Genomic DNA, 24,666 nt, shown 5'->3' with positions numbered 1-24,666 from the left:
AGCGGTTGCCCTTTGTATGGCAACAGTCTTTTCACATAACAGTGTGCACGAACTCCCCTCGCCAACGGGTGGAATATTGCCTAAAGGATGCCAATGAAGTAGATCAGGGGGCAGAAAGCGGCTGTAGAATGATCCCGGCAATGCAGGCGGTGGAGTAGCAGGCAAGCAATCCGGCAAGCATAGCCTTGCCTCCCAGGCGTGCGAGTTCTGCCCGGCGCTCAGGCACCAAAGCACCGATGCCGCCGATCTGGATGGCGATGCTGGCCAGATTGGCAAAGCCGCACAGGGCATAAGTAGTGATGGTGGCGCTGCGAGCCTCCAATACACCGCCGGTTTTCATCATCTGGCTGAGATTGAGGTAACTGACAAATTCATTGAGGACGATGCGCTCCCCAAGGATGGCGCCGACTTGCTGGCAGTCTTTCCACGGGATGCCCATGAGCCAGGCAAAGGGAGCATTGGCCCAGCCGAGCACGGTTTGAAGAGGTCGGGCATTTTCAACCCCGCCCAAGGCAAGAAGGGATGCGAGCAGGTAATTTGCCAGGGCGACGATGGCCACAAAGGCGATGAGCATGGCCATGACATTGATGGCCAGTTTCATGCCATCACTGGCACCGATGCAAATGGCATCAATGCCATTGACGGACTCCTTGGGAGGTGACTGGTCAGCCCCGTGAGCCGTTTCACTGGTGCCGGTTTCCGGAAGTATGATTTTAGCCATCATCAAGGCTGCGGGAGCACTCATGAACGATGCGGTGAGCAGGTGCCCGGCAGAGATGCCAAAGGATACGTAAGCTGCCATGACTCCGCCCGCGATGGTGGCCATGCCTCCAGTCATCATGGCCATGAGTTCACTGCGGGTCATGCCGGAGAGATAGGGCTTCACTACAAGCGGAGCCTCAGTCTGGCCCATGAAGACATTGGCCGCAGTGGCCAGGCTCTCGCTGCCGCTGGTGAGCATGAGCCGCTGCATGACCCAGGCCATGCAACGAACGAGGAACTGGAGGATGCCATAATGATAAAGCAAGGAGGAGAGCGCGGAAACCAGGATGATGGTGCCCGTCACCGTCACGACAAAGATGAAGGAATTTTCCGGCCCCCACGAGCGGGCCAGCAGACCTGTATCCGCCAAGGGGCCGAAAACGAGGCTGACACCTTCATTGGCGAACCCAAGCAGCTTTTTAAACGCGCCGTCCAACTGTGAAAAGAACCAGGCTCCGCCTTTTGTGCCCAGGATGACCCAGCCTAACAAAAATTGCAGTAAAATCCCGGCAATGACGGTGCGCCAGGGAAAGAGACGTCGCTGCTCCGAAAGCACCCAGGCGAGGGCGATGAACAGAAAGAGACCGAACAGTGCGGTAGCGACAGGCATTTGGCCGGATCACACACGCAGGAAGCGCGCCTGACAAGCCGCTTTTCGATCAGTTAGGCCGCCGAAGAAGAAACTGAGCCTGGCTGCGGATTTTTTCCTGTTCATCCAGCCGGAGACGTTCCTCGGCCGACATGGAATCGCTCTTATGCCGGTCTTGATAAGAAGCGCCCCACAGGAAAAAACCGACATCCGCCACGAGAAAGATCATGGAGACGATGATGCCATATTTTTTTAGATTCTCATCGATGGTCTTGTTCCGATTGACGGAGAAGTCTTCAGCTTTGCAAAATTTCGACTGATACAAACGCCGCCACTGCCGAGGCTCCCGGGCCACGACAAATGACCATACAAACAACGCCGTGAGAACGATGCAGATGATCTGGTAAATAAGTGGAAAACGTTCGTCCATAAAAAACGGATGGGAGTGTGACCCCCATCCGTTATAACGACCATCAAGGGATGGCAAGAACGGAAAACTTTACAGAGCACTGAAGCGGTCAGAAACAGGGGAAGCCCCTTCCGCCAGTCTGGCTTTCCCATTGGCAGCCAGATGGCTGGCCATGTGCCAGGCATCTTCCGCATCAATGCCGAGCTGAGCAGCGATTTCATCCGCAGTGGCACCGCCGCCAGAAGCTGGCAGGGAGGCAAGAACCTGGCCCATCTGCTTGAGGAAATCGGTGGCGGCTTTTTTGCCGGCCTCCACGCCTGGCTGATGGTAGGCATTGATGTTGACCAGGGTGGCGTAGAAACCAACCGCCCGCTCAAAAAGGCCGACGAGCATGCCCAGGCTGAAGGCGCTGACTTCGCTGATGCTAAGGGTGATGGATTCACGTCCCTTGTCCGCCAGAGCGGTGCGTGTGCCACGCAGGAAGCCCTGAAGGTAATCCCCGCTGGTGTAGCCGGGCTCCACCTCGAAACCTGCGGTGTCGCGGGCCTTCGCTACCTGGATAAAGACGGCGAAGAAATTATTCACCCCGTCACGAAGCTGCTGCACATAGGCATGTTGGTCGGTGGAGCCTTTGTTGCCATAAACGGCGATGCCCTGGTTGACGATGTTGCCATCCAAATCGTGCTCCTTGCCGAGGGACTCCATGACGAGCTGCTGGAGGTATTTGCTGAAAAGCACAAGACGGTCCTTGTAGGGGAGGACGACCATATCCTTGGCCCCCTTCCCTTTGCCGGCGCTGTACCACATGAGGGCCAGCAGCATGGCAGCGTTTTCCCGGACAGGACGCTGACGGGTTTCTGCATCCATGGCTGCGGCTCCCGCCAGGAACTGAGTGACATCCACGCCCTGTAGTGCGGCTGCCAGGGTGCCCACGGCACTCATGACACTGGTGCGTCCGCCCACCCAATCCCACATCGGGAAACGGGCCAGCCAACCCTGGGCGACTGCGAGTTTATCCAGCTCGCTATCCAGACCCGTGATGGCAACGACGTGTTTGGTGAAGTCCACGCCCTGGGCGGTGTAGGCAGCCTGAGCCTCAAGCATGCCGTTGCGGGTTTCCTTGGTGCCGCCGGATTTGGAAATAACCAGCGTCAGGGTGGTGGCAAATTCCGCTCCGATCTGGGCGACGATGCGGTCCATTCCATCGGGGTCCGTATTGTCGAAGAAATCAATCGCCATCGGTGGATTGGCCGGGGTGATGGCCTGGGCGACTAGCTGTGGCCCGAGAGCCGAGCCGCCGATGCCGACGATAAGTACACGGGTGAACTTCTGGCCATTCGCGGCGAGGACTTTGCCCGAGTGGACATCGGCGGCGAAAGACAGGGTGGCGGCCAGAGTGGCATCGATTTCTGTTTTCAGCTCAGCCGTGGGAGCCAGGGAAGAATCGCGAAGCCAGTAATGACCGACCATGCGACCTTCATCCGGATTAGCGATGGAGCCAGCTTCCAGCTCTTTCATGGCAGAGAAAGCCTTTTCGACTGAGGCTGCCTGTGATTCAAAAAGCCCGTCTTCAAAAGACATGCGGCTGATATCAATGGAGAACCCCATCTGCGGATAGCGGACGAAGAATTTTTGAAAACGGTCCCAGTGGCTGCTTGTTGTGCTCATGGCGGGCCTAAGGAGCATGGCCCCTGCCAGCGTGCAACTCTCATGTGAGGTCCCGTGCTATGAAAACCTTGCATGCGGAGGATGAATGCGGAGGGCTAACGGAGGAGAAAAGGCTGGATTTCCTCCCGCTTTACAACGCGACTGGCGGGCAAAAGCTTTGATTTGCCCCCACATCTCCGGTTGAGACGGGTGCGTTTCCTGCTATCAGAACGCTTCAAACGTGGATTCTCAGAAGCACGCTTGTAAAAATCCCGAAGCTTAAGCATACTTAATTAAATCAAAACATGGACGACCTTACCATTGTAGAAGTCATCGCACGTGAAGTCCTGGACTCCCGTGGCAACCCAACCGTTGAAGTGGATGTCCATCTGGACGGTGGTGCCATCGGCCGCGCTGCGGTGCCAAGCGGTGCCAGCACTGGCGAACACGAAGCCCTGGAACTGCGCGATGGCGACAAGAAGCGCTACCTTGGCAAAGGCGTACTGAAGGCCGTGGACGCCGTGAACAACGAGATCGCCGATGCGATCATCGGCAGCAACGCTGCTGACCAGGTCTCCATCGACAAGGCCATGCTGGAAGTGGACGGCACTCCGACGAAATCCAAGCTGGGTGCCAACGCGATCCTGGGTGCCTCCCTCGCTGTGGCCAAGGCCGCTGCAACCGCCATGGGCCAGCCTCTTTACAAGTACATCGGCGGCCCTAACGCCAAGGTACTCCCCGTGCCGATGATGAACATCATCAACGGTGGTGCTCACTCGGATGCACCGATCGATTTCCAGGAATTCATGATCATGCCGAAAGGCGCTCCAACTTTCTCCGAAGCTCTCCGCTACGGTGCTGAAGTGTTCCACGCCCTGAAGAAGATTCTTCATGACCTGGGCCTGAATACTGCCGTCGGTGACGAAGGTGGCTTCGCTCCAACGCTGAAGAGCGCCCACCATGCGCTGGAAGTGATCGCCCAGGCGATTGAAAAGGCTGGTTACAAAATGGGTGAAGATATCTTCATCGCCCTGGACGTGGCTTCCTCCGAATTCTACGACAAGGCCAAGAACAAGTATGTCTTCAAGAAGAGCGACAAGTCCGAGCGCACTGCGGCTGAACTGGTGGCCTACTACGCTGAGCTGAAGAAGGACTTCCCGATCATCTCCATCGAAGACGGCTGTGCTGAAAACGACTGGGACGGATGGGCAACTCTTTCCAAGGAACTGGGCGGCACGACGCAGCTCGTGGGTGACGATCTTTTCGTGACGAACACGAAGTTCCTCCAGAAGGGCATTGACCAGGGTATCGCCAACTCCATCCTCGTGAAGGTGAACCAGATCGGTTCCCTGACTGAGACTCTGGATGCTGTGGACCTGGCTCACCGCCATGGTTACACTGCCGTCATGAGCCACCGCTCCGGTGAGACCGAAGACTACACCATCGCTGACCTCGCCGTCGCCACGAACTGCGGCCAGATCAAGACCGGTTCCCTTTCCCGCAGCGACCGTATCGCCAAGTACAACCAGCTTCTCCGCATCGAGCAGGAACTGGGTGAAAACGCGATCTTCGGTGGCCGTATGAAGGTCTAACCAACAACGTCGCACGACGGCACCGCCATGGAATACCGCGAATTTAACACTGATCACGCCAAGCCGCAGCATCTTGACCGATGGCTGCGGGCGCTGGTACGTCTGGGTAAATTTTGCCTCCTGCTCCTGGCGGTGCCAGTCGTCATCGCTGTTTATAAAAAACCGCTGGCGGAACAAAATGCCATGCGCGGCAAACTGGCCTCCATGCAGGCCCAGCGTGACAGTCTGAAGGCGGAACGGGATAAGCTGCTCCGCCAAGTGGACTGGATCAAAAACGATCCTAATTACCTCGAAATCCGTGCTCGTGATCATGAAAACATGCACAAGCAGGGCGAGTATGTAATTCGCTTTGCAGAGTAAAAAGACGGAGCTGTCTCAAAAGAGACATTACGCTACCGGATTTTTCCCTTCATCAGTGCCTTCTCCACCTCGCCCAGAGGCAGGCAATTGATGACATCTTTTTTCGTCAACCAGCCTTTGCGGGCAGCACGGACTCCATAGAGGACATCCTCCAGGCCGCGAGTGCTGTGGGCATCTGGGTTGATGCTGCACTTCACGCCTTTTTCCTTCGCCAGCCGCCACCAGCGCCAGTCCATGTCCAAGCGCCATGCACTGGCATTGAGCTCAATGATGGTGCCCGTCTCCGCCGCAGCATCAATGATGGCGGGGATGTTCACAGCATAGGCAGGGCGCTGCAACAGGAGGCGGCCCGTAACGTGACCGAGCATGGTGACGTGCGGATTTTCCATCGCCCGGATGATGCGCCGGGTCATTTCAGCCTCAGGCAGGTTGAAGACGTTGTGTACACTGGCCACGCAGTAGTCCAGTTCCGAAAGAAGCTCATCACTGAAGTCCAGGGAGCCGTCTTTGAGGATGTCCACCTCGGTACCGGCAAAGATGCGAAAATGCCCCTCGAATTTTTCATTCAGTTCACGGATTTCAGCGATCTGGGCACGCAGGCGTTCTTCGCTGAGACCGTTCGCCTGGAAGCTGCTTTTACTATGGTCCGCAATGCCCAGGTATTGCATGCCCAGTTCCTGGGCTGCATCGGCCATCTCCAGCAGGCTGGCCATGCCATCGCTGGCAGTGGTGTGGTTGTGGAAGACTCCGCGCAGATTTTCCAGCAGGATGAGATGTGGCAGATGCCCCTGCTCGGCGGCATCAAATTCACCCGCATTTTCCCGGAGTTCAGGCTCGATGTAATCCATGCCCAGCGCACGGTAAATATCCGCCTCATCGTGCACCGCAGGAATGACAGGCCCAGCCTTTCCCTCCACTGGGGTGAAGGCGTATTCATTGAGAGACCAGCCTTGATCCAGGGCGCGCTGGCGCATCACCACATTGTGCTCTTTGCTACCGGTGAAATAGTTGAGAGCAAACGGGAACTCTTTGCTGCTTACCGCCCGCAGGTCACATTGGACGCCATTGGCGGCATAAACACTGGCCTTGGTGCCACCCTGGGCGATGACCTTTTCGAACATCGGCAGCCCGACAAAATCGGCGATGACCTCTTCCGGCTTTTTCGTCGCGCAAAGGAAATCTAGGTCATGGACCGTTTCTTTACCCCGACGGAAGCTGCCACAAACCTCTGCACGGGAAACGGCCGGATGCGCACGCAAAGCCTCCAGAATAGCGAGAGCCAGCCCATACACTTGGTCCACGCGAAACTCCGAAGCATGCTCATCACGGAAGGCCAGGCTTTCCAGAATTTTGACCACGGTTTTTCCACCAAAACCGCTAAGCTTTGCCGCTTCTCCACTTTCACAAGCGCGCTTCAAATCTGCGATTGAGCCAACGCCCAGTTCCGCATACAACGCCGCAATTTTCTTCGGCCCCAGACCCTGTACTTCGAAAAGTTCGAACAGGGTTTCAGGAAATTCAGCCCGGAGATTATCGAAGAATTCGAGTTTTCCCGTGGTAGCCATTTCATAGAGCTTGTCGCGAAGTGCGTCGCCGATGCCCTTGATTCCTGAGAGCTTTTGTTCTGCCGCCAGTTGCATGATATCGCCGGGATAGCTTTCCACCACTTCGGCACCTGTTTTATAGGCGCGGATTTTGAACGGATTTTCTCCTTTGAGTTCTAGCAAAAGAGCAATGCGTTCGAGGATTTGGGCGGCTGCTTCTCGGGTCATTCCGGGGAGCATGGCGAGAAAGATCCAAAAGACAAATGCCCCACTTGCTAGAAAAACCATGTCCACTTGGCAGGCACATTGCACTGGCTCCAAGTGGATATGCCAATTTTGAAAGATTTTTTCGTCACTGAAGTTCCCTTAAATGGCGATTGCAGATTCTTTAACATCTATTAAGGTTTATAACAATGCTCTCTTTTATCTCTCTCCCGCGTATGAACAGCGCCCGGCCAGGGATCGTCAGGCTGGGTCTGGCGCTCGTGGCAGGAGCCTTTTTGAGCCATTGCACTTCCTCACCGAAGTCTGAAGTGGTAGTCAGTGTTGCCGATCAACGGATGGGCCTGTACCATGAAGGTGTACTGAAAAAGCAGTACGTTGTCTCCACCTCCAAATTTGGTTTGGGCGACCAGCCGAACAGTTACCGGACACCGACTGGGAAACATGAGATCATTGCCAAAATCGGTCAGGGATTGCCTCCAGGAGCCGTATTGAAAAGCCGGTCCTGGAATGGAGAGGTGCTCAAGCCAAATGCACCAGGTCGTGATCCTATCGTTTCGCGCATCCTTTGGCTTCGCGGTCTGGAAAGTAGCAACCGCAATGCCATGCGTCGCTACATTTACATCCATGGTACCACTGAGGAAAACCGCCTGGGACAACCCGCTAGCTATGGCTGCATCCGCATGGGCATGAAGGATGTTGTGGATGTTTTCAATGACCTGGGTGTTGGGGCCAAGGTCGTCATCACCAAGGATCATCTGCCTGGTGGTAAGAAAACAGAGACCGTCAAAAAAGCTCCTGTCACAGTTCCTCAGGTAGTCCCAACTCCAGTGACACTACCGATGGAAACTCCGGTGCTTGCTTCCGCCCAGGTGGATCCAAGGACACAAACGCCTGAAAAGGCAGCTGCGATGGCTGCGGCTAAAGCTGCTCCTGTTCCAAGTGGTCCGATCCCAGTCATGGATGAACAAGTGGGTAAATATTCCCTGTTCTCCTTTCTTCCCTGGTCACGTGGCAAGTCCAAAACGGTCCAAGTGGCCCCCACCCCGGTAGAAGCTCCCGCAAAGGTTTCCCAGTCTAACAACAAGCGCAAACCTAGCCGCGCTGAGGAGTTGAAAATCGGACCCGCCGTCCCTGAATCTATCGCCAAAAGCAAAGGCAAAAGAGACCCGGCAGAGAAGATTTCATCAGCTGCTGGTGCTTTCACGCGTCTGCTGACTTTTAACAAGGTGCAGGGCTAAAAGGTAGCCTTCGCGGTATAAAGCATAGGGTCCAACAGTCCGGCGAGGGTGAGATAACTCTCAGTCCATCCTGCCTACTAGCTGAAGGCGATAGTCTTTGGAGTTTGGTTTCATCGCGGCAATGCTGCTGAGGAATCGAATGGTGACCACGTTGTCTTGAAACTCACAGGTGACGTGATCGTGATGAGGGGTTTCGTAATAACGCCACATCATGTTGAGTGTGTCTCCATTCCAGGCAGCGCTAGCAGCCAGCTTTGAGGGCAAGGGTTCCTTTGGCCTTCCACCAGAAATGAGTCGGGGAATGCCATCCGGAATGATGACCGTGCTGTGATGCCAGTTCGTCATCCCTGATGTGATAACAATAGGGGCACCTTCACCACCGCTCAGGGTCAATGTACAATCCGTTTTTCCAAACGTGAACCCGGCTGTGGTGAATCCGTTTACGTTCGGCTCAAGAGCAATGGTCTTTCCTGAGATGCGCAGGCTATGCGGGGACTCGGCGCTGCCTTCAACAGGAATCAGTTTGAGTTCTTTCAGCCGGGCAGCCAGCCCTGTATCCTGTTCTGTGCTTTTACCCTTCATGGCTGGCAGCAGATGTTCCCAGACGAGATCGAGCTGGCCCTGCATATTTTTGTTTTCACTGGTCATCACGATAACTGCCTCATACTCAGGCAAAACGATGGTGAACTGACCAAAGGCACCGTCCCCACGATAGTGCCCATGCTGGCAGCGCCAAAATTGGTAGCCATATCCTTGTAGCCAGTCATTCTTAGCTTTAGGACGGTCAGGCTTGTCCTCGCCACTCTGCTGAATATGGAGTGTAGTCGCATCTTCAATCCATGAGGCAGGCAGGATCTGTTTGCCATTCCACTGGCCTTTTTGCAGGTAAAGCTGGCCGAATTTTGCCATCCCTTCGCTTTGGATACTCAGTCCCCAGCCTCCCGTATTAATCCCCAGCGGGCAAGTTTCCCACTTCATGCCAATAATGCCCAGGGGCGCAAACAAACGCGGGGTGAGGTAATCGATCATCTTCTCGCCCGTCACTTTTTGGACGATGGCGGAGCACATGTAAGTGGCCGCGCTGTTATACATGAAAACGGTCCCTGGTTGATGAATAAGGTTTTGCGCCAAAAAAGTTCGCACCCAGTTTTCAGATTTGACCACAGGTTGGGTGGGCTCCTTTTCATTGCCAACGGACATGGTCAGAAGGTCCTTGATGCGTAGCGCGGCCAGGTTCTCACTCACTCTTTCAGGCAGGTCATCTGGGAAAAAGGAGACCACTTTGTCTTCCACACTGATCTTGCCTTCAGCAACTGCAAAGCCGACAGCAGTGGAGGTGAAGCTTTTGCTCATGGAGTACATGGCGTGCACAAACTCCGGCCCATAGGGATCCCACCAGCCTTCAGCAATGACGTTGCCATGGCGCAGCATCATGAAACTGTGGAGTTCGAAGTCGTTTTTTTCGACGGCATCAAGAAAAGCCAAGATGGCTTCGGAAGAGACACCCTGGCTTTCAGGTGTGCCCCGTGGCAGTCTTTCATGCACTGGCCCTGCCTTTGCGGCGATACCCTGAGGAAGGTAGAAACCGAGTGCACTAAGGCTAAGATTGCGGAGAAAGGCGCGGCGGTGCAAGCTCATGCCTCATGTTACAGCGGTGTCTCAAAATGACACAAGCTGGAACATGGAAAGGACTTAAGTTCTACCTGACAGATCAGGCTCAGCCCTCCTCCAATTTGCCTTGCTTCAGCAAAAGTCGCCGGTCTCCGCGTTTGGCCATCTGCTGATCGTGGGTGACCACCACCAGTGTTTTTTTGGATTCCTCCACCACTTGAATGAGCATATCCATGACGCCCATACCGGTGCTGGCATCCAGGTTTCCTGTCGGCTCATCGGCGTAGAGGATGCCTGGGTCATTGATCAAGGCACGAGCAATGGCCACACGCTGCTGTTCGCCACCGGAAAGCTCCGTGGGCAGGTGGTCAATGCGTGGTGTCAGTCCGACTTTGTCCAGGAGTTCACGTGCGCGCGACTCCAGCTTGCGACCACCGATCATGGCAGGGAGCAAAACGTTTTCCAGTGCTGTCAGCTCTGGTAGCAGGAAGTAGTGCTGGAAAACGAAACCCATGGTCTGGTTGCGCATCTGGGCGCGAGCCTTGGCCGCACCATGGTAAAGAGATTTGCCATGGACCAGTACATCGCCGACCGTGGGGCGTTCCAAGCCACCCAGGACATAAAGCAAAGTCGTCTTGCCCGCACCAGACTGACCACAAAGGAAGACTTTTTCTCCGGCAGCGACCTCCAGATTTACTCCCTGGAGCACAGGCAGTTGATGACCTCCCAGGGTATAGGTGCGGTGGACATCGGTGGCGACCAGGGGAACGGCGCTGGCAGGGGCATTCATGCTTGCCAATAGGGGCATCCCCAGGGGCATTTGTCATTCTGATTCTTTGTTGCAGGCACAGTCTGTGCACAGAACGCTTGCGGAATCCAGCCTCACCACTCTTTATCCACTATCGATGCTTCCACTCCTCGCCGCCACCGCTGATGTTCAGGCCTCACTGCCGCCTTATTGGACCGTAGCCCCCTTCATCCTCCTGTTGCTGTGCATCGCGTTAATGCCCCTATTAGCCGCCCATTTTTGGGAGCATCATTATCCGAAGGTAGCCGTCGGCCTGGGGCTCATAACAGCTATGTATTATGTAGCTGTGCAGGGGGACTGGCATCCGCTTCAGCATGCAGCCCATGAATATGTCAGTTTCATGGCTCTGGTGGGTTCTCTTTTCGTCATCTCTGGCGGCATTAACATTCGGGTCAAAGGAGAGGCCACGCCTTTGCGCAACACGGTCTTTTTGGCAATCGGAGCCGTGCTGGCCAATTTCATTGGTACCACCGGTGCCTCCATGCTGATGGTCAGACCATGGATCAAGATGAACAAGTACCGCATCACCGGTTTCCACGTTGTCTTTTTTATCTTCATCGTCAGTAATGTCGGCGGATGCCTGACTCCTATCGGTGATCCTCCCCTGTTCCTTGGTTTTTTGCGTGGGGTGCCATTCGGATGGGTGCTGGAACATTGCTGGAACGGCTGGCTCTTAGCGATTGCGATGCTGCTCGCCACCTTTTTTGTGGTGGATACGCTGAACTTTCGCCGTGCTCCCAAGGAAGTGCGGGAAAAAGAAACCGCCGAAGAGCACTTTTATATCCGTGGTCTGCCCAATCTGGTTTTCCTGGGGCTGGTGCTGGTGGCGGTCTTCCTGCCAAAAAACCTCCAGGACACCGTATTCGGCGGAGTGCTGAGCGTGCCTGCCATCGTCATGATCCTGGCTGCTGTCGCTTCCTATTACACCACCAAAGCACCAGTGCATGAAGCCAATGATTTCAATTTCGGCCCGGTCAAAGAAGTGGGTTACCTGTTCATCGGTATCTTCCTCACCATGATCCCTGCCCTGCAGATTTTGCAGAGCGGTGAAGCTGTCCAAATCAGCACTCCCATTGGGTATTACTTTGCGACAGGAGCACTGTCCGCCTTCCTGGATAATGCGCCGACGTATCTTAGCTTTCTGGCTGCCGCCATGGGTAGCGAACATCTTTCCGTCGATTCCCCTGCTGATGTCCTGGCATTCGCCGGAAGCCATCCTCACATCCTCATGGCCATCTCCCTGGGTGCCGTCTTCTTTGGAGCTGGGAGCTATATCGGTAACGGCCCCAATTTCATGGTCAAAGCCATTGCCGAAAAATCCAAGGTCTATACACCGGATTTCCTCCGCTACATGTGGCAGTTTTCCATCCCAGTTCTACTGCCTATCCTGGTCATCGTTGGCTTTGTCCTGTTGAAAGGTGGACACTAAAATACAACAGGCCTGCTGCGGCGTGCAGCAGGCCTGTGAATTGTCCTTTGAGGATAATGGCTGAATCCAATTACTTTGCCTTCGTCAATGTCGGCATCCATTCGGCCACGCGGAGCAGCCAGTCATTGACGGGAAGCCCGTTTTTCTTCATGCCAAAGCCGTGGCCACCGGTGCTGTAGATGTGCACTTCGCAGGGAATGTTGTTCTTCTTGTATTCGAGGTAAATAAGGGCACTACCTCCGGCACTGTGGGGATCATCATGAGCGTGGATGAGACACATCGGCGGGGCTTTGGCACTGATCTTAATTTCAGGCACCAGTTGAAAGGCATTCTCCTTCTCCACGAGGTAGGCAGGATAGACAGGAACCGCAAAATTCGGGGTCGCATCCTCGACGTCCAGGGCTGGGTCTTGCTCATAGGTGCGTTCATTGGCATGCAGGGCGGTCATGATGCTGAGGTGGCCACCAGCGGAAAACCCCAGGATGCCAATGCGGTCAGGCTGGATGCCAAACTCAGCCGCCCGATGGCGCAGGATGCCCATGGCACGCTGGGTATCCTGCAGGGGAACGCGGCTAGGGTCTGTGGGGTCGCGGCGCGGCACACGGTATTTCAGCAGCACGGGCGTCACACCGATCGTCTTCAGATAATCACATACCTGCGTGCCCTCATGCTCAATGGCCAGGATGCCATAACCACCGCCGGGACAAACAAGAACGGCTGTTCCGTTGGGATTTTCCGCTGGGTAGATGGTGATGGTGGGATCTGAGACATTTCCCAGACGCTTCACACCATCATCTTTCTCGCGTTTGATTTCGGCTTCGGGTTCGATTTTAAAACCCTCGGCCTCAGGAGCACCTTTCGGCCAGAGCTTGATGACGACAGGTTCCGCAGCAGGCGCAAGTGCGGCGATGCTGAGCAGGAGAGAGGAGACAAGAGACAGCCTTTTCATAGTTGGGAAGGAGCAAACGAAGCACCGAATTCGCTTCACGCGCAAATTCATCAAAAGAACATGAATTTAAGTTGCGCTTATCAGAACGTGGACCATTATCTCGACCCGCTCGCAGCCATCAAGGCCCCGCGAGCATCACGGGGCGTAGCTCAGCCTGGTAGAGCGCTTGCTTTGGGAGCAAGAAGTCGTCAGTTCGAATCTGGCCGCCCCGACCATTCCAAGTGAATGGTTCTGAATTTGAAGTTTCAGGTACACGGATGTCCGCCCTTTACGCAGCCACACTCACCACCTTCAAATCGCAAGGTTGGCATTATCGCGAAGTTCCTGGCATGGAGGTCATCGAGTCTGATTTCGAGGCTCATCATACCAAGGTTCCTCTGCACGTGCAGGTCTATGGCACAGCCCATATCGCCAGCGTGGTCGCCACGGCTTCAATGAAGGTCCCACCTTCGCATCGACTGCAAGTGGCCGAGCTGCTGATGCGAACGAACAAGGAGCTGAACCTCGGCAATTTTGAGCTCGATTGGGATAGTGGAGAGGTCATGTTCCGCATCTCCAACATCTTTCCGCCTCATCGTTACGATGAACGCATCCTGGCCAGCCTCGTGCACAGCACCATTGCTGAAATGGACCGTGTGACGCCTTTCCTGGGTGAGATTTGCAACACGCCTAAAGGTGAACTTCTGCTGCTGCGTGTGCGCGATCTCATGAAGCGTGAGGAACTGCTGCCACCGGTACCCGCCGAGGTTTCTTGACCTGGCATCGGTGTAGCACACGGTTCAAACGAACCGGCTGGAAGGGATAGCGATTGAAGCCGCAATACTTTCCTGCATGATGCCTCTCCAGCCATGCCTGTAGTCACGCGTTTTGCCCCCAGCCCCACCGGATGGCTACACCTCGGACATGCCTACGCAGCCCTGTTTGCTGCCGAGCAGGCCAGTCAACAGGATGGCCGCTTTTTGATCCGCCTGGAGGACATTGATGCCACCCGCTCACGGCCTGAATACGAAAAGGCCTTATTTGAAGATCTATCCTGGCTTGGCCTGCACTGGGAGCAACCTGTGCGACGGCAGTCTGACCATGCCGAAGATTATCAGGCTGCACTACAGCAGTTGAAAGCGCTCGGGCTGCTGTATCCCTGCTTTTGCACCAGGAAGGAAATTCAGGAGGAAATCGCCCGCGCTGGGCAGGCTCCGCATGGGCCTGATGGTGCGCTTTATCCTGGCACCTGCCGTAGCCGCCCAATGAGCCAGCAGCAGGACATGATCGCGAAAGGTATCCCCTACGCAATGCGTCTGAATGTTGAAAAAGCAGCCTCCTTCGTTCATAAGGAGCTGTTTTGGGAGGATGCAGCCTGTGGGGTGCAACTGGCGACTCCGTCCATCTTTGGAGATGTGGTACTGGCACGCAAAGACACACCTGCCAGCTATCATCTGGCCGTGGTTGTGGATGATGCGCTGCAAGGCATCACACTGGTGACACGCGGGGAGGATCTTTTTGCCGCCTCTCACCTGCATCGATTGCTCCAGGAACTCTTGCATCTGCCTGTCCCCCGCTGGCATCATCATCGTCTAATCCTGGATGGAAACGGCAGACGCCTGGCCAAGCGTGACGATGCCCGATCACTGCGCACGTTAAGGGAGGAAGGATTGAGAGCCGAAGACATTCGTGAGATGCTGGCAGATTAACCTAACAAAGGATTGATAAATCAGTGCCCCGGCTTGTGTCTAATCACCGGGCCAGCTTTGCAATTTCCTGCTCTGTCAACACACGGGAAAAGAGCATGAATTCATCCATCGTTCCGCTGAAATTCCGGATGGCCACACGGTCACTGCGGCCCCCGTCATTCCAGTTGCCCAGGTCCGCTAAGCCAGGCCGTACTGGAAAGACATGAAGCCAGGGTACACGTGCGACCTCTTCGCCGTTTAGATAATGACGGATTTCCTTGGCTACGGGATCTATGACTGTGGCCAAGTGCATCCATTGGCCAAACCGCTCCGGTTTAAAAAGGGCGGGCGTATCATGGTCACGCGAAGGATGCCCATCCCTGCCTGCAATGCCTAGCCGCAGCTTCCCATCCCGCGTAATCTGCCAGTGGATAGCCCCATCCGCATAACCTTCGGCCATGAACAGTGAATTGAAAGGACGGTCCAGACCATGCACCCGCACCCATGCGCAGAGGGTTATGGCCTCGTGTTCCCCTGGAATGCTGAGCCGCACCCGGTCACTCACATTGCGGAACTCCAGAGCTCGTTTGCCAGGCCAGCGCCCCTCTGTCCAGTCACAGCCGACGATGCTTCCAGCAGGCACCTGCGGCGCCTTTACTGCGTGATTCCGCAGGGAGCGGGTGCCGACGGGATCTTGAAAGTCTAACCGCATTTGCAATGAGGCCTCATTATTCCACTCAGGTCTGCTGGACAGCCAGCTTTCAAAGGCCAGTCGTTGGGATTCCGCAGTACGTTCATCGACGGTATTGAGGGATGCAAAAGCAGCCTGATTGGCCGTGAAGGCTTGGTTTTCATCTCCCAAGGTCATCCCCTGCCCTTCATACAGCGGTTTCATGGCTGCGCCTGTGGCATGCAGTTCCACTTCCCCCTTAAAGACATGCAGTTCGGCAGTCGGCACGTTGAGGTCCAGACCAAAGTCTGTGCCCAGATCGACGATGGTTCCCTTCGGAGTATCAATGCGAAAGCCTTTGGCCTGCGGTGGCACATGCACGCTCAGTTTGCCTGCGGTACAATACGCCTGGCTGGAAGAGACCAGTCGAAATGCCGCCGGGCCCTCCAGGGTGACACGTGCTCCCTGATAAAATTCAATCTGTGCCAGGCCTGACTCGAGCCTGAGCCAGCCTGGACTTAGTGGACTGCCCGGCGTATGCGACTCCCCTTGCCACTCCAGATTTACCCCTCGTGATAGTACGGCCACGGCTGCTGTCGTATCCTCCGCATCCGCCATGGAAGGAAGCTGGCGGGTAAAAACAAAGAGCCACGTTAACGCCAGAGTGATGCACGCAGCCACTGCTGCCACTGAGGTGAGTGTGGTGAAGCTAAAGCGGGCTTTCGTTTTTGCACTCGGTGCCGCCGGTAAAATCACCGGTCCAGTGGAAGTGGATGCAGCGGCTTTTACCTCCCGCAGCATGGCATCCATTGAGAGCTGATGCAGCAGCTTTTCATGCAGCGGATCGGCTTCTCCTAGAGCTGGCTTTTGTAAAAGCTCCAGCAGAAGGGCCGCTTCATCCTCCGTCAGCCGGTCTTCAAGGTAGTGCTGAATCAGCACCTCAGGATCATGAGATAACTCAGACATGGGCCACACCTCCTTGCTGAATCTGACGCTGGATGCATTCGCGAAGTTTATCCCTTACGCGGGACAGGGCACGGCAGACCGTATCTGCTTTCATTTCCATCTGTTCGGCGATCTGTGGTGTGCCAATATCGCTGTAATAATAGAGTTGGATGAGTTCCCGGCTTTTTTCCGGAAGCTTTTGCAGGCAGCCTCGCAGCAGTGCCACCTCCTCCTCATACCTGGGCGGCAATTCACTTTCCTCGGCCAGGAGGCGGATGTGGTCTGCCAGCTTCTGCACAACTTCTGGACGCGACTTGGTGCGGTCGCGCCACAAACGCATCGCCACATGGCGGGTCATGGTGGCCAACAGGGGGCAGAGGTCATTTTCCAGATCCCAACGCTCTTCCTTGGCCATGAATTCTAAAAATACCTGCTGGGCTATGTCCTCCATCAACCCTGGCCACGGAGCATACTTCAGCGCCACCCCCTTCACAAAGTCGTGATGGGTGAGGAAAAGCTGCGCGGCTCGTGTCTCATGCGTATTCATGGTTCCAGAGTATCTCACACGTAGGTCCAAAACCGGACAAGAAATTACACCGTCATCCGTTCCATCCTCAAACGCGCCAAGTGATTGATGAAAAGCTTGCGGGCAGGGGGCCGATCCGTCATTTCTTGAGCTGCTGGTTTATTTAATTTTCATAGTGCCCCATGTCTCTTCACGATTCATCCGATGACTTCAGCCAGCTGCCGACCGCCGATGGGGTCATCGAAGAAGGCCATTCACCGCATGATTTTTCCCGGCAGCCACCTCCCCGCCGACAACAGACACGCATCGGCCCCCGCACGACAGCCCAGCCAGCTCCTGCGGAACAGCCCTCTGAAGCTCCCGCAGAAAACCGAACGAACGAACAAGATCATCATCAACCGGATGAGCCTCCTTCACTTTCAGATGATTGGCATGAACTGATCCAGAGTCCAGAAATCGCAGAATCTTTGGCCAATGACTGGAAACACTGGCCCCCCCAATCCGAAGCCCCCGCGCCAGTCCCCCGCCCTGCCCCACGTCGAACGGTCGTCGGCAGACGTGCGCCCCAGGCTGAGGAAACGCCTCCACCGACCTCTGAGGAAGGCAGCGAATCAATCCAGCCCGAAGAGGTGCCTCCTTCGCCACCCGACATACCAGAGGAAATAGCGCAAGAAAACCCACCCGCCGAAGCAGCATCTGAACCCGCTGCCAAGCCAGAGCCAACACCCTCTTCATCTGATAAATCATCCCCAGATGAAACAAGCTCTCCCACCCCAGAATCCTCAAAGAAGGAAACCCCTCCCACAGATACTACATCCTCAGCAGCGAAAGAGGCATCGCCTCCCTCCGTGCCTCCTGGCCCCTGGATGGAAAAATGGCAGCGCTGGGGAGGGCAGGCCCTCAGTCTTAGCGTTGGCATCCACGCTTTGCTCTTGATTGGAGGTGCGACCTTTGTCGTTAATCAAATTCGGGAGCCGCAGGTGGATTTCATTCCAGGGGGTAGCCAACAAGGTGCCGCCGCTTCACAAGCGCTGGAGCACAAGATCCAGCAGAAAAAAAGCCCCTGGCTCAAGAAGGCAATGCCAGCCCGAAAGCTCGCCGCGGTGGGTTCCATCTCGGACATCGTTCTACCGGATGAAGTGCCGGACCTCATGGATTTACCACAGTCTCGTGACCTCTCTGGAGGCAAGCTCACTGCGGGCATGGGATTGGGGGGAGCAGGAGGTGGCTTTGGAAAAAGCATGGGACTCGGCAGCCAGAGCGGCATGGTTTTTCAGCCCTTTTCCATGTTTGGCATGGAGATCAAGGCCAAGCGCCTGGCTCTCATCCTGGATGTTTCCACCTCCATGGCCCCTCATCTGCCACGCGTCATCGCGGAGGTGGACCGCATGTCTAAAGGCAGCATCGTCATCCTCTACTTCGGCTGTGGCATTGAGTCCCCTCCGCCCGGTGGCCTGGATGGAGATGAGGTCTATTCAACCTCCAGCGTGGAGTTTGAAAAATTCTGGCGTCTTGGCGGGGCCACCCTATCGGAAACGCGCAAGTATCGTATTGATCCCAGCCAAAGTATCCAGAGCGAATCCATCTTCCGGCTGCTCTCGAAACGGCCTCAGACCTACTTCATCCACAACACCGGCCTTGGTTATACCTGGCTGGCCCTGCTGAACGACAAAGTCCGCAACGCCGATGGCCTTTACTGGTTCTCCGACTTCCAGGATCGTGTGGATTTCAAACAGCTTGTCATCGTCCGCGAAAATTTGGAACGCAGAAAACAGCGCCTATACATGCATGCATACACGCAAGGCGGTTCCTACGACCTCATTCGCACCCAACTTGTGGAGCCAACAAAGGGCGACGTGAAACTGGAGGAGTGATAGAGGCTGACTCTCTTACTTAATCCGTCCCCAATGCTTCGTCAGCGGCCAATAACAAAAGAGTGCAGGTCCCACAAGATTGCGCTCTGGCACTGGCCCCCAATAGCGGGAATCTGAGCTGTTGGCGCTGTTATCGCCCATCGCGTAATAGGTGCCCTCACCGTTTCGGTCTTCCAACTTCACTTTCATCGTCCGGCCATTGATCAGGGTGTATCCGTTGTAGCCATCCTTGCCCGACATGACCTTCTGAAACCCAGGCTCCTGAGCCTTCACTCCGTTGTGCCAGAGCTCACCGTACAGCCTTTGCGGATATTGGTATTTCTCCCGTTTCCAAAATTCTGGGCGTTCTTCCCAGAGTTCTTCTCCCGCTGGCAGCCGGGTTTCGAGGTAATCTCCAGGCACCCCGGCCAGGCGCTTGATGTAATGCTGTGAGCCTTGTTCAGCAGGCACGGCGATGGAATTGATGTGTTTGGTCGTGAATACAAAAACCTCCCCCCGCGTAGGAGTGCGGAAGTGATAGGAAAATTTATCCACCAGCACATGGTCTCCATTGTTGACAATGCCACTGGCCAGAAGCTGCCCTTCCTTGATGTATTCACCGCCTGCGATGTCATAATCGGTCTGACGGTCCGGTGTATCCGTGGCCCCCGCTTTTAATGTGGATTGAATATTGCGGCCCAGATGCAGTTGATTGGTTAGCTGGCTTTTCGGAGCCATGATCTTGATCTCATGACCGTCCCTGAAGTGGAGCTTGCTGTAGGGCAGAAAGATCAGGAACTTATGCTCCGTCACCGGGTCCTGATCCCGCAGATACCCTGTATGATCGGACACCACATGAATATGCCGGGTGCTAGTGAGAAAAGACCCCAAGTAGCCTAGCCAGCCTGGGCGAGGATCTTCCGCCGTGGCTTGCGCGGTGATGCCGTTTAAAGTCGGCTGCATGGAGCCTGTTGGAATCTGAAACGGCTGTGCAATGTATCCCCGGATGCCCAGCGCAATCACGATCGCAACAAAGAACACCTCGACATTATCCCCAATTTCGCTAGGAGCCGCCTCCGGCAGTGCCCTTTCACAGACTTTATTGATCTGTTCATTGAGTTCCGCCAGCCTCGTCCTGTCCCGTGCCTTCATTGCCCCCTCCAGGCTGCGCCTCAGATCGCAGATTTCTTCCAGCTTGGCTGGCGGCAGCAGATCACGCTTGTAATCAATGAAACGAGTGACGCCTTTGTGCAGCATTTTTGCATGCTTCAGGTAGCGAGGGGTGAGGAAAAACATGTGCGCGGATGGTCGGAGACCTGTGGCGCTCGTCAAGCAAGAAAAGACAAGGCTACACGCCAGAGGTTGTGAAGTTGCCAATCATCTTCCGGCAATATCCCGAAAAACGATTTCAAAAGTAGGAGGTGCGTTGGCGACCAGTTTCTTGACCAGGATGACGCGGGCCCATCGTTCTGCCAGGATTTCGTCATCCGGGTCGCAGTGTCCGATGCCGGAATTGGCAACGCCAGATCGCGCTTTGCCCCGATCACGCAATGACTGAACGACGATGTAAGCAGTGAAAGCATTGGCACTGACACCGGCTTGATTCGTCAGGAGGGCCATGGGAGCCTGGTAGTAAACACCTGTGGAATGATACCCGCCGGGGAAACCTGCACCGGCTAATTTTTTTGCCGCGTCCTGCTCGCCGTCTGGCGCGGGTGGAGTCTGGCCACCGATGCCTGGATTGAGGGCGGTCTTCAGGCGCAGCCAATCGCTTTCATGATTGTTTTGATGATAATCCAGAGCCAGATCACTGATGAAGTGGCGCATAGGCACCAGGCTCATCCGGGTAGCAAAATGAGCAGGCATATAAAAGGACAAATTGGGGTCCAGGGCCGCGAGGTTTTGATCAGCGGCAAAGCGACCTTTAAGGTAATCTGCGTTTTCGTTCTTGTCATCTTTGCGGCCATCTTCTCCCAGCGCCAGGAGACGTCCATGCCCAGGAAGCTGACTTTTAAAGTCCACCCACGCATTGCTACCGGAGCCAGAGCCTTTGCCTGGTCTCCAGGTCATGAGAGCAGGCCCATAGAAAAGGCCCGCTGAATTGCCAGCCCCCCAGGAGAGGCTGTCCCCAGAGCGTGAGGGAGTAAAGTCTCCGGCTATGACGCCTAACCACATGTTCCATGGCCGACTGAGGTTGATGCCGGGACGAAGATGACGGTCCTGAATATGCCCCGGATCTTTTTTGACGAGATCCTCCGCATTTTTTCCCAGATAGCCGTCTGCCCCCGTTTCACGTCGGGCGAAGCCCTGGGCATTTGGCGACCAAACTGCATGCACAGGCAGGGTCGAGGGGTTCTGTTCTTTTTTCAGTTCCAGCAGGGTGCTTCCGCCCTGGCGCAGAGCCATGTAGTCATCATGGGCGATCAGGGTATTAACGTTCCAGGCATGCCGGTGAGAGGATGTCGAAGCTTGCCCCCCCATCCACTCAGTTTCGGAAACTGTCCCGCCCAGAGCATTGGTAAACCGGGGGGCGGCCAGCAGATCCAGCAGCATGCGCATAGGCGGACCATTGCGGGGACTGTTGAGCTGATATTCCGTGCGGCCCTCTTCTGGCCCCACCAGGATTGGTGTCTGCGGGAAGCCTGAGTGACAGAAGCCGATCTCACCGACGGAGACGAATGGACGTTTGGGAGGCGCAGAGCAGAAGAAGGAACGTGGTCCCTTTTTGTTGTCTCCACGTTTTATGTAGTCCTTATCAATTGCAGGGATTTTACCAGCATCATCCAGTTCCACATCCATGCTTCTGAAAGAGGCAGTGGCCGCTGTGCCGTCTTTACTGTAGTTAATCGTGAAACCGTCGTCATCCTTTTGTTCATAAAAGGGCAGCTTTCCCTGCGGCGCAGGTCCTTCCACGGCGGGACAAAGATAAATGGCGGTGAGTGAAGCCGGAAGCCCAGGCTCGCCCAAGTCTTCATCTTCCTCATCCTCCTCCTCGCTCGCCGTGCCCTGCTCGTATTCCTGAGTCAGATATTCACCTCCATAGAGGGTCGCATCAGCCTGCGTGGTCCAGGTGGGAATATCCCAGCTCACACTGCCTTTGCGCAGCCGGTCTTCGCCAGGCTGGCGCACCTGTACGTTATGACTTGTCGAGCCTCCCGCCAGCACAGTCCATAGCTGAGCCGTACTGCTTTTGACTTTCAACGGCGGGAATTTCTGGCCACTCGCAGGAGCGACGGCGGGAAGGTCGGCGACCTGAGGCATCACCGGGGCATGCCGCCACGTATGCCCTAGCATGCCATAAAAATGGCCGCTGCCGAAAAAGCCCGCAGGGGATGCCGTGCCAGTGCGATGACCGACCACGGGATCCAAACTGACCACACGCTCAAGCACTGCCGTGCGGCGCGTGAAGTTTTCCCAAAACTCCACGCGTTCCTTTAGCTGGGCATCTTTTTGCCCATCTCCTGTCCATCCAGTCACAAATAGAGTCTGGGGAATCAGGCTGTCCATCGTCCGCTTGGTGAACCAGCCAACAGCACGGTATCCACCTTCAGTATAGGCATGCAATGATTGCAGGCTTTCATCATCACTGGCACTGGAGGGACTGCCAGCATTGTTACCGCTGGCCGCCATCTGCCACCACTCGCGGGGGGCACTGCCGCCAGGATGGCGGATGGGCACTTGGTGCCAGACCTGCCCATTGCGCAGGATGCGCCATCCCTTGATACGTAGCGCACTGGCACGGGCGTTGTCATTGAGAATGGAAGCTGGTACCACCCCCAGATGGATGTTGACTGCGTGGCCGGTTACACGCCCGGCCTTGGGGTCTTTTCCTGCCTCGGGGGTGAGCGCATACTGTCCTTCCAGAGTCGCTTTCAGCCAGCCTTTTTTCACGATAGCGGTGGAGGGCAGCGGCCCCCAATCCACGTCCACCTCAATCTCCCCGGTGAACATTTCAGTCTCAAACGGATTCGGATTCACCAACCCCAGACACAAGTCCACAGTGACGTGCGTGGCATAAAAGCGCAGGTTACGCTCAACATTTTCATAGGGGTGTTTAAACTCATATCCGCCTTGGGCATTCAGCTTGAGAAGCACGTCCTTATCAGAGCGGATATCCTCCGGCAACAGCCACAGGGCACTGCGAGCGCGTGTGCTGACCTCTGCCACATAAGGCATGGAGCGCGCACCGACGATGCCCTTGTCCGCATCAATGACCGGTGCCACAGTGTCTGGTTGTGCCGCCTCCGCCACATTCACCAGCATTTGCAGCATCGCGGCCTTGCCATTGGATTTGCCGCCTGCATTGCCCGTGCCGGCGAACTGGTTAAAGCTATCTGCCAATGATTTTTTGACACCTTTCATGGGCAGCAGACCGGGGAAATAACAAGCCGCATAGGCATCATCCGTCACACGCTTCCACAGTGTGCTGCCTTCGATGGACGTGAGGGAGACGGTGGTGCTGCGGTTGGCGGTAGCTGCAAGCTGAAATTCCATCAGGCTCAGCTTAGGCCTGCCGAGAGGATCCAGCTCCTCTTCATGACCAAAGTTGGTTAGCCCAGCCGTGGCCACTTGAGTCAAGAGGGCAGCTTTAGCCTGTGTTTCGTCTGATTCATCATTCGTCTGCGGAAGTCGTAGAAGCCATGGGTGAACTGGTTTTTCAGCCGGGCTGTTTTCCCATTCGCGATAACGCTTCTGCAAAATTGTGCCAATGGTGAAATCTTGAAAGCCACGTGGCCAGGGAGCGCAAAAAAAGCTCCAATCCACCACTCGCGTACCAGCAGCCATGGGAGGCCTCCCATCCACCCATCCCAGCCAGGAGTTCCGGGCCTCCTGAGCGGCACCGGGTGCAAAACCAATGCCCGAACTGCCGTTGCGAGCAGTGAAACCTGCACTCCCCTTCTCGACCGCAGGCAGCCCGCCTTCCAGGGCCAGACGCAGGGCACGCATGGAAGAACTGGCCCCTTGATCATACCACGAGCCACCCTTTTCCACTGCATCAGGCTCACCGATGAGCCGTGCATACTGGCGTGTTTCCCGCAGATCCTGCATGGGTTCACCCACATGCAGTTTGGTGTTTTCGAGATCCACCCAGTATGCATAACGACCAATAATGGGATTGGTCACACTTGCCGGTAAGGCCGGATCTTTCAGGATGGGAATCCATTGCACCCAGACCGGGCGCTCAGCACTGGTTTGACCCGTGCCGATACGAAAACCGTCACCGCTCCAGTCTTTTCCTATCCGTTCACGAATGAGGGCTTCGGACTCTTCGGGGACGCCTGAAAGCAGGCATGCCCCGGGTGTAAATGGGTTGCGCGGAGTATTGAGATTAAAGGAAAGAGACGGATTGTAATCAGGATTCGTCCGCGCAGGACTGCCGTTTCTGACTGTGATATTTTTCAGTCTCGGGGCAAAGGTTTTCCAGGAGAACAAAGGAATGTAGCGAGGGTTCGCCAGATTTTTGCCATACTTGGAACTGAATGGCTGCGAAAACGGGGCGGGCGAGGCCGGCGTGCCCAAGAAGGCTGCGGCCCCAACCTGGGTGCCACGATTCCACGGAGTATAATAGCGCCTCACCTCAAGCAGCCCTGGGGCTGCCGCCACGTGTCCCTTGTAAGCACCGGAAACCTCCACCGAAAAACCCTCGTGCAATTTTGCCAACACTTCTTGTTGGGCCGCTTGCAGTAGTTCATCAGTTAGGACGTCCGCTTGATCCAGGCGTGCGGCATTATTCTGAATGCTGCTGCTGCTTAAAAAAGCCACAGCCACAGCCGCCATGAAGCCACAGAGTAAGAGCACCCATAATAAGGCGGCTCCTTTGCGTAATGGAAGCTTAGATTGG

18 protein-coding genes and 1 tRNA gene are annotated in these 24,666 nt (G+C 55.6%); 8 read left to right on the top strand and 11 right to left on the bottom strand.

Annotated elements, in window-relative coordinates; all coding sequences use genetic code 11:
- Positions 1 to 103: 103 nt before the first annotated feature.
- The 3 genes from EI77_RS14290 to EI77_RS14280 form a co-directional block, all read right to left on the bottom strand.
- Positions 104 to 1,372, bottom strand: a complete 1,269-nt coding sequence (locus EI77_RS14290; protein WP_133795972.1) for a NupC/NupG family nucleoside CNT transporter — start codon at positions 1,370 to 1,372, stop codon at positions 104 to 106.
- 49 nt (positions 1,373 to 1,421) lie between these two features.
- The gene (locus EI77_RS14285) at positions 1,422 to 1,781 is read right to left on the bottom strand and encodes a hypothetical protein (RefSeq protein WP_133795971.1); all 360 of its coding nucleotides are present in this window, start codon (positions 1,779 to 1,781) and stop codon (positions 1,422 to 1,424) included.
- Positions 1,782 to 1,850: 69 nt separating this feature from the next.
- On the bottom strand, positions 1,851 to 3,428 hold the full coding sequence (locus tag EI77_RS14280; protein WP_133795970.1) for a glucose-6-phosphate isomerase: 1,578 nt from the start codon (positions 3,426 to 3,428) through the stop codon (positions 1,851 to 1,853).
- Between the two features lie 284 nt (positions 3,429 to 3,712).
- On the opposite strand from EI77_RS14280, the gene eno reads away from it, so the two are divergent.
- Together eno and EI77_RS14270 are read left to right on the top strand one after the other, a co-directional pair.
- Positions 3,713 to 4,999: a phosphopyruvate hydratase gene (gene eno / locus EI77_RS14275; RefSeq protein WP_133795969.1), complete on the top strand. Its 1,287-nt coding sequence runs from the start codon at positions 3,713 to 3,715 to the stop codon at positions 4,997 to 4,999.
- A gap of 27 nt (positions 5,000 to 5,026) precedes the next feature.
- Complete coding sequence (locus EI77_RS14270; RefSeq protein ID WP_133795968.1) at positions 5,027 to 5,359, top strand: FtsB family cell division protein; 333 nt, start codon at positions 5,027 to 5,029, stop codon at positions 5,357 to 5,359.
- 32 nt (positions 5,360 to 5,391) lie between these two features.
- On the opposite strand, the gene polX is transcribed toward EI77_RS14270, so the two are convergent.
- Complete coding sequence (gene polX / locus EI77_RS14265; RefSeq protein WP_133795967.1) at positions 5,392 to 7,131, bottom strand: DNA polymerase/3'-5' exonuclease PolX; 1,740 nt, start codon at positions 7,129 to 7,131, stop codon at positions 5,392 to 5,394.
- 185 nt (positions 7,132 to 7,316) lie between these two features.
- Here polX and EI77_RS14260 point away from each other — a divergent pair, with 185 nt between their 5' ends.
- Positions 7,317 to 8,366 (top strand): L,D-transpeptidase, encoded by a 1,050-nt coding sequence (locus tag EI77_RS14260; RefSeq protein ID WP_133795966.1) that lies wholly within the window; start codon positions 7,317 to 7,319, stop codon positions 8,364 to 8,366.
- A 60-nt stretch (positions 8,367 to 8,426) separates the two neighbouring features.
- Here the strand turns inward: EI77_RS14260 and EI77_RS14255 are convergent, their stop codons facing one another.
- Both EI77_RS14255 and EI77_RS14250 read right to left on the bottom strand, forming a co-directional pair.
- Positions 8,427 to 10,004 (bottom strand): serine hydrolase domain-containing protein, encoded by a 1,578-nt coding sequence (locus EI77_RS14255; protein WP_133795965.1) that lies wholly within the window; start codon positions 10,002 to 10,004, stop codon positions 8,427 to 8,429.
- A 79-nt stretch (positions 10,005 to 10,083) separates the two neighbouring features.
- A complete protein-coding gene (locus tag EI77_RS14250) occupies positions 10,084 to 10,767 on the bottom strand; it encodes an ABC transporter ATP-binding protein (protein WP_133795964.1) in 684 nt (227 codons plus the stop codon).
- A gap of 115 nt (positions 10,768 to 10,882) precedes the next feature.
- Between EI77_RS14250 and EI77_RS14245 the strand changes: the two genes are divergently transcribed.
- Positions 10,883 to 12,214 (top strand): sodium:proton antiporter, encoded by a 1,332-nt coding sequence (locus EI77_RS14245; protein WP_133795963.1) that lies wholly within the window; start codon positions 10,883 to 10,885, stop codon positions 12,212 to 12,214.
- 70 nt (positions 12,215 to 12,284) lie between these two features.
- On the opposite strand, the gene EI77_RS14240 is transcribed toward EI77_RS14245, so the two are convergent.
- Positions 12,285 to 13,163: an alpha/beta hydrolase gene (locus EI77_RS14240; RefSeq protein WP_166647265.1), complete on the bottom strand. Its 879-nt coding sequence runs from the start codon at positions 13,161 to 13,163 to the stop codon at positions 12,285 to 12,287.
- Positions 13,164 to 13,301: 138 nt separating this feature from the next.
- Here EI77_RS14240 and EI77_RS14235 point away from each other — a divergent pair.
- From EI77_RS14235 to gluQRS, 3 genes are all read left to right on the top strand, one after another.
- Positions 13,302 to 13,378, top strand: a tRNA-Pro gene (locus EI77_RS14235).
- 42 nt (positions 13,379 to 13,420) lie between these two features.
- Positions 13,421 to 13,918 (top strand): type III secretion system chaperone family protein, encoded by a 498-nt coding sequence (locus EI77_RS14230; RefSeq protein WP_133795961.1) that lies wholly within the window; start codon positions 13,421 to 13,423, stop codon positions 13,916 to 13,918.
- 93 nt (positions 13,919 to 14,011) lie between these two features.
- Entirely contained in the window at positions 14,012 to 14,851 is an 840-nt protein-coding gene (gene gluQRS / locus EI77_RS14225; RefSeq protein ID WP_133795960.1) for a tRNA glutamyl-Q(34) synthetase GluQRS, read from the top strand.
- Between the two features lie 43 nt (positions 14,852 to 14,894).
- On the opposite strand, the gene EI77_RS14220 is transcribed toward gluQRS, so the two are convergent.
- Together EI77_RS14220 and EI77_RS14215 are read right to left on the bottom strand one after the other, a co-directional pair.
- Complete coding sequence (locus EI77_RS14220; RefSeq protein WP_133795959.1) at positions 14,895 to 16,466, bottom strand: LamG-like jellyroll fold domain-containing protein; 1,572 nt, start codon at positions 16,464 to 16,466, stop codon at positions 14,895 to 14,897.
- Positions 16,459 to 16,992 (bottom strand): sigma-70 family RNA polymerase sigma factor, encoded by a 534-nt coding sequence (locus tag EI77_RS14215; RefSeq protein ID WP_133795958.1) that lies wholly within the window; start codon positions 16,990 to 16,992, stop codon positions 16,459 to 16,461. The genes EI77_RS14220 and EI77_RS14215 overlap by 8 nt, the downstream gene beginning before the upstream one ends.
- 161 nt (positions 16,993 to 17,153) lie before the next feature.
- Here EI77_RS14215 and EI77_RS14210 point away from each other — a divergent pair, with 161 nt between their 5' ends.
- Entirely contained in the window at positions 17,154 to 18,845 is a 1,692-nt protein-coding gene (locus tag EI77_RS14210; RefSeq protein ID WP_133795957.1) for a hypothetical protein, read from the top strand.
- A 15-nt stretch (positions 18,846 to 18,860) separates the two neighbouring features.
- Here the strand turns inward: EI77_RS14210 and lepB are convergent, their stop codons facing one another.
- Positions 18,861 to 20,120: a signal peptidase I gene (lepB, locus tag EI77_RS14205; protein WP_133795956.1), complete on the bottom strand. Its 1,260-nt coding sequence runs from the start codon at positions 20,118 to 20,120 to the stop codon at positions 18,861 to 18,863.
- 81 nt (positions 20,121 to 20,201) lie between these two features.
- A complete protein-coding gene (locus EI77_RS14200; protein WP_133795955.1) occupies positions 20,202 to 24,623 on the bottom strand; it encodes a hypothetical protein in 4,422 nt (1,473 codons plus the stop codon).
- Positions 24,624 to 24,666 lie beyond the last annotated feature (43 nt).

This window comes from Prosthecobacter fusiformis (genome assembly GCF_004364345.1).
In the GTDB taxonomy this organism is placed as follows: domain Bacteria; phylum Verrucomicrobiota; class Verrucomicrobiia; order Verrucomicrobiales; family Verrucomicrobiaceae; genus Prosthecobacter; species Prosthecobacter fusiformis.
The sequence above is the reverse complement of the archived record's forward strand: the minus strand, read 5'-3'. Positions and strand labels throughout refer to the sequence as shown.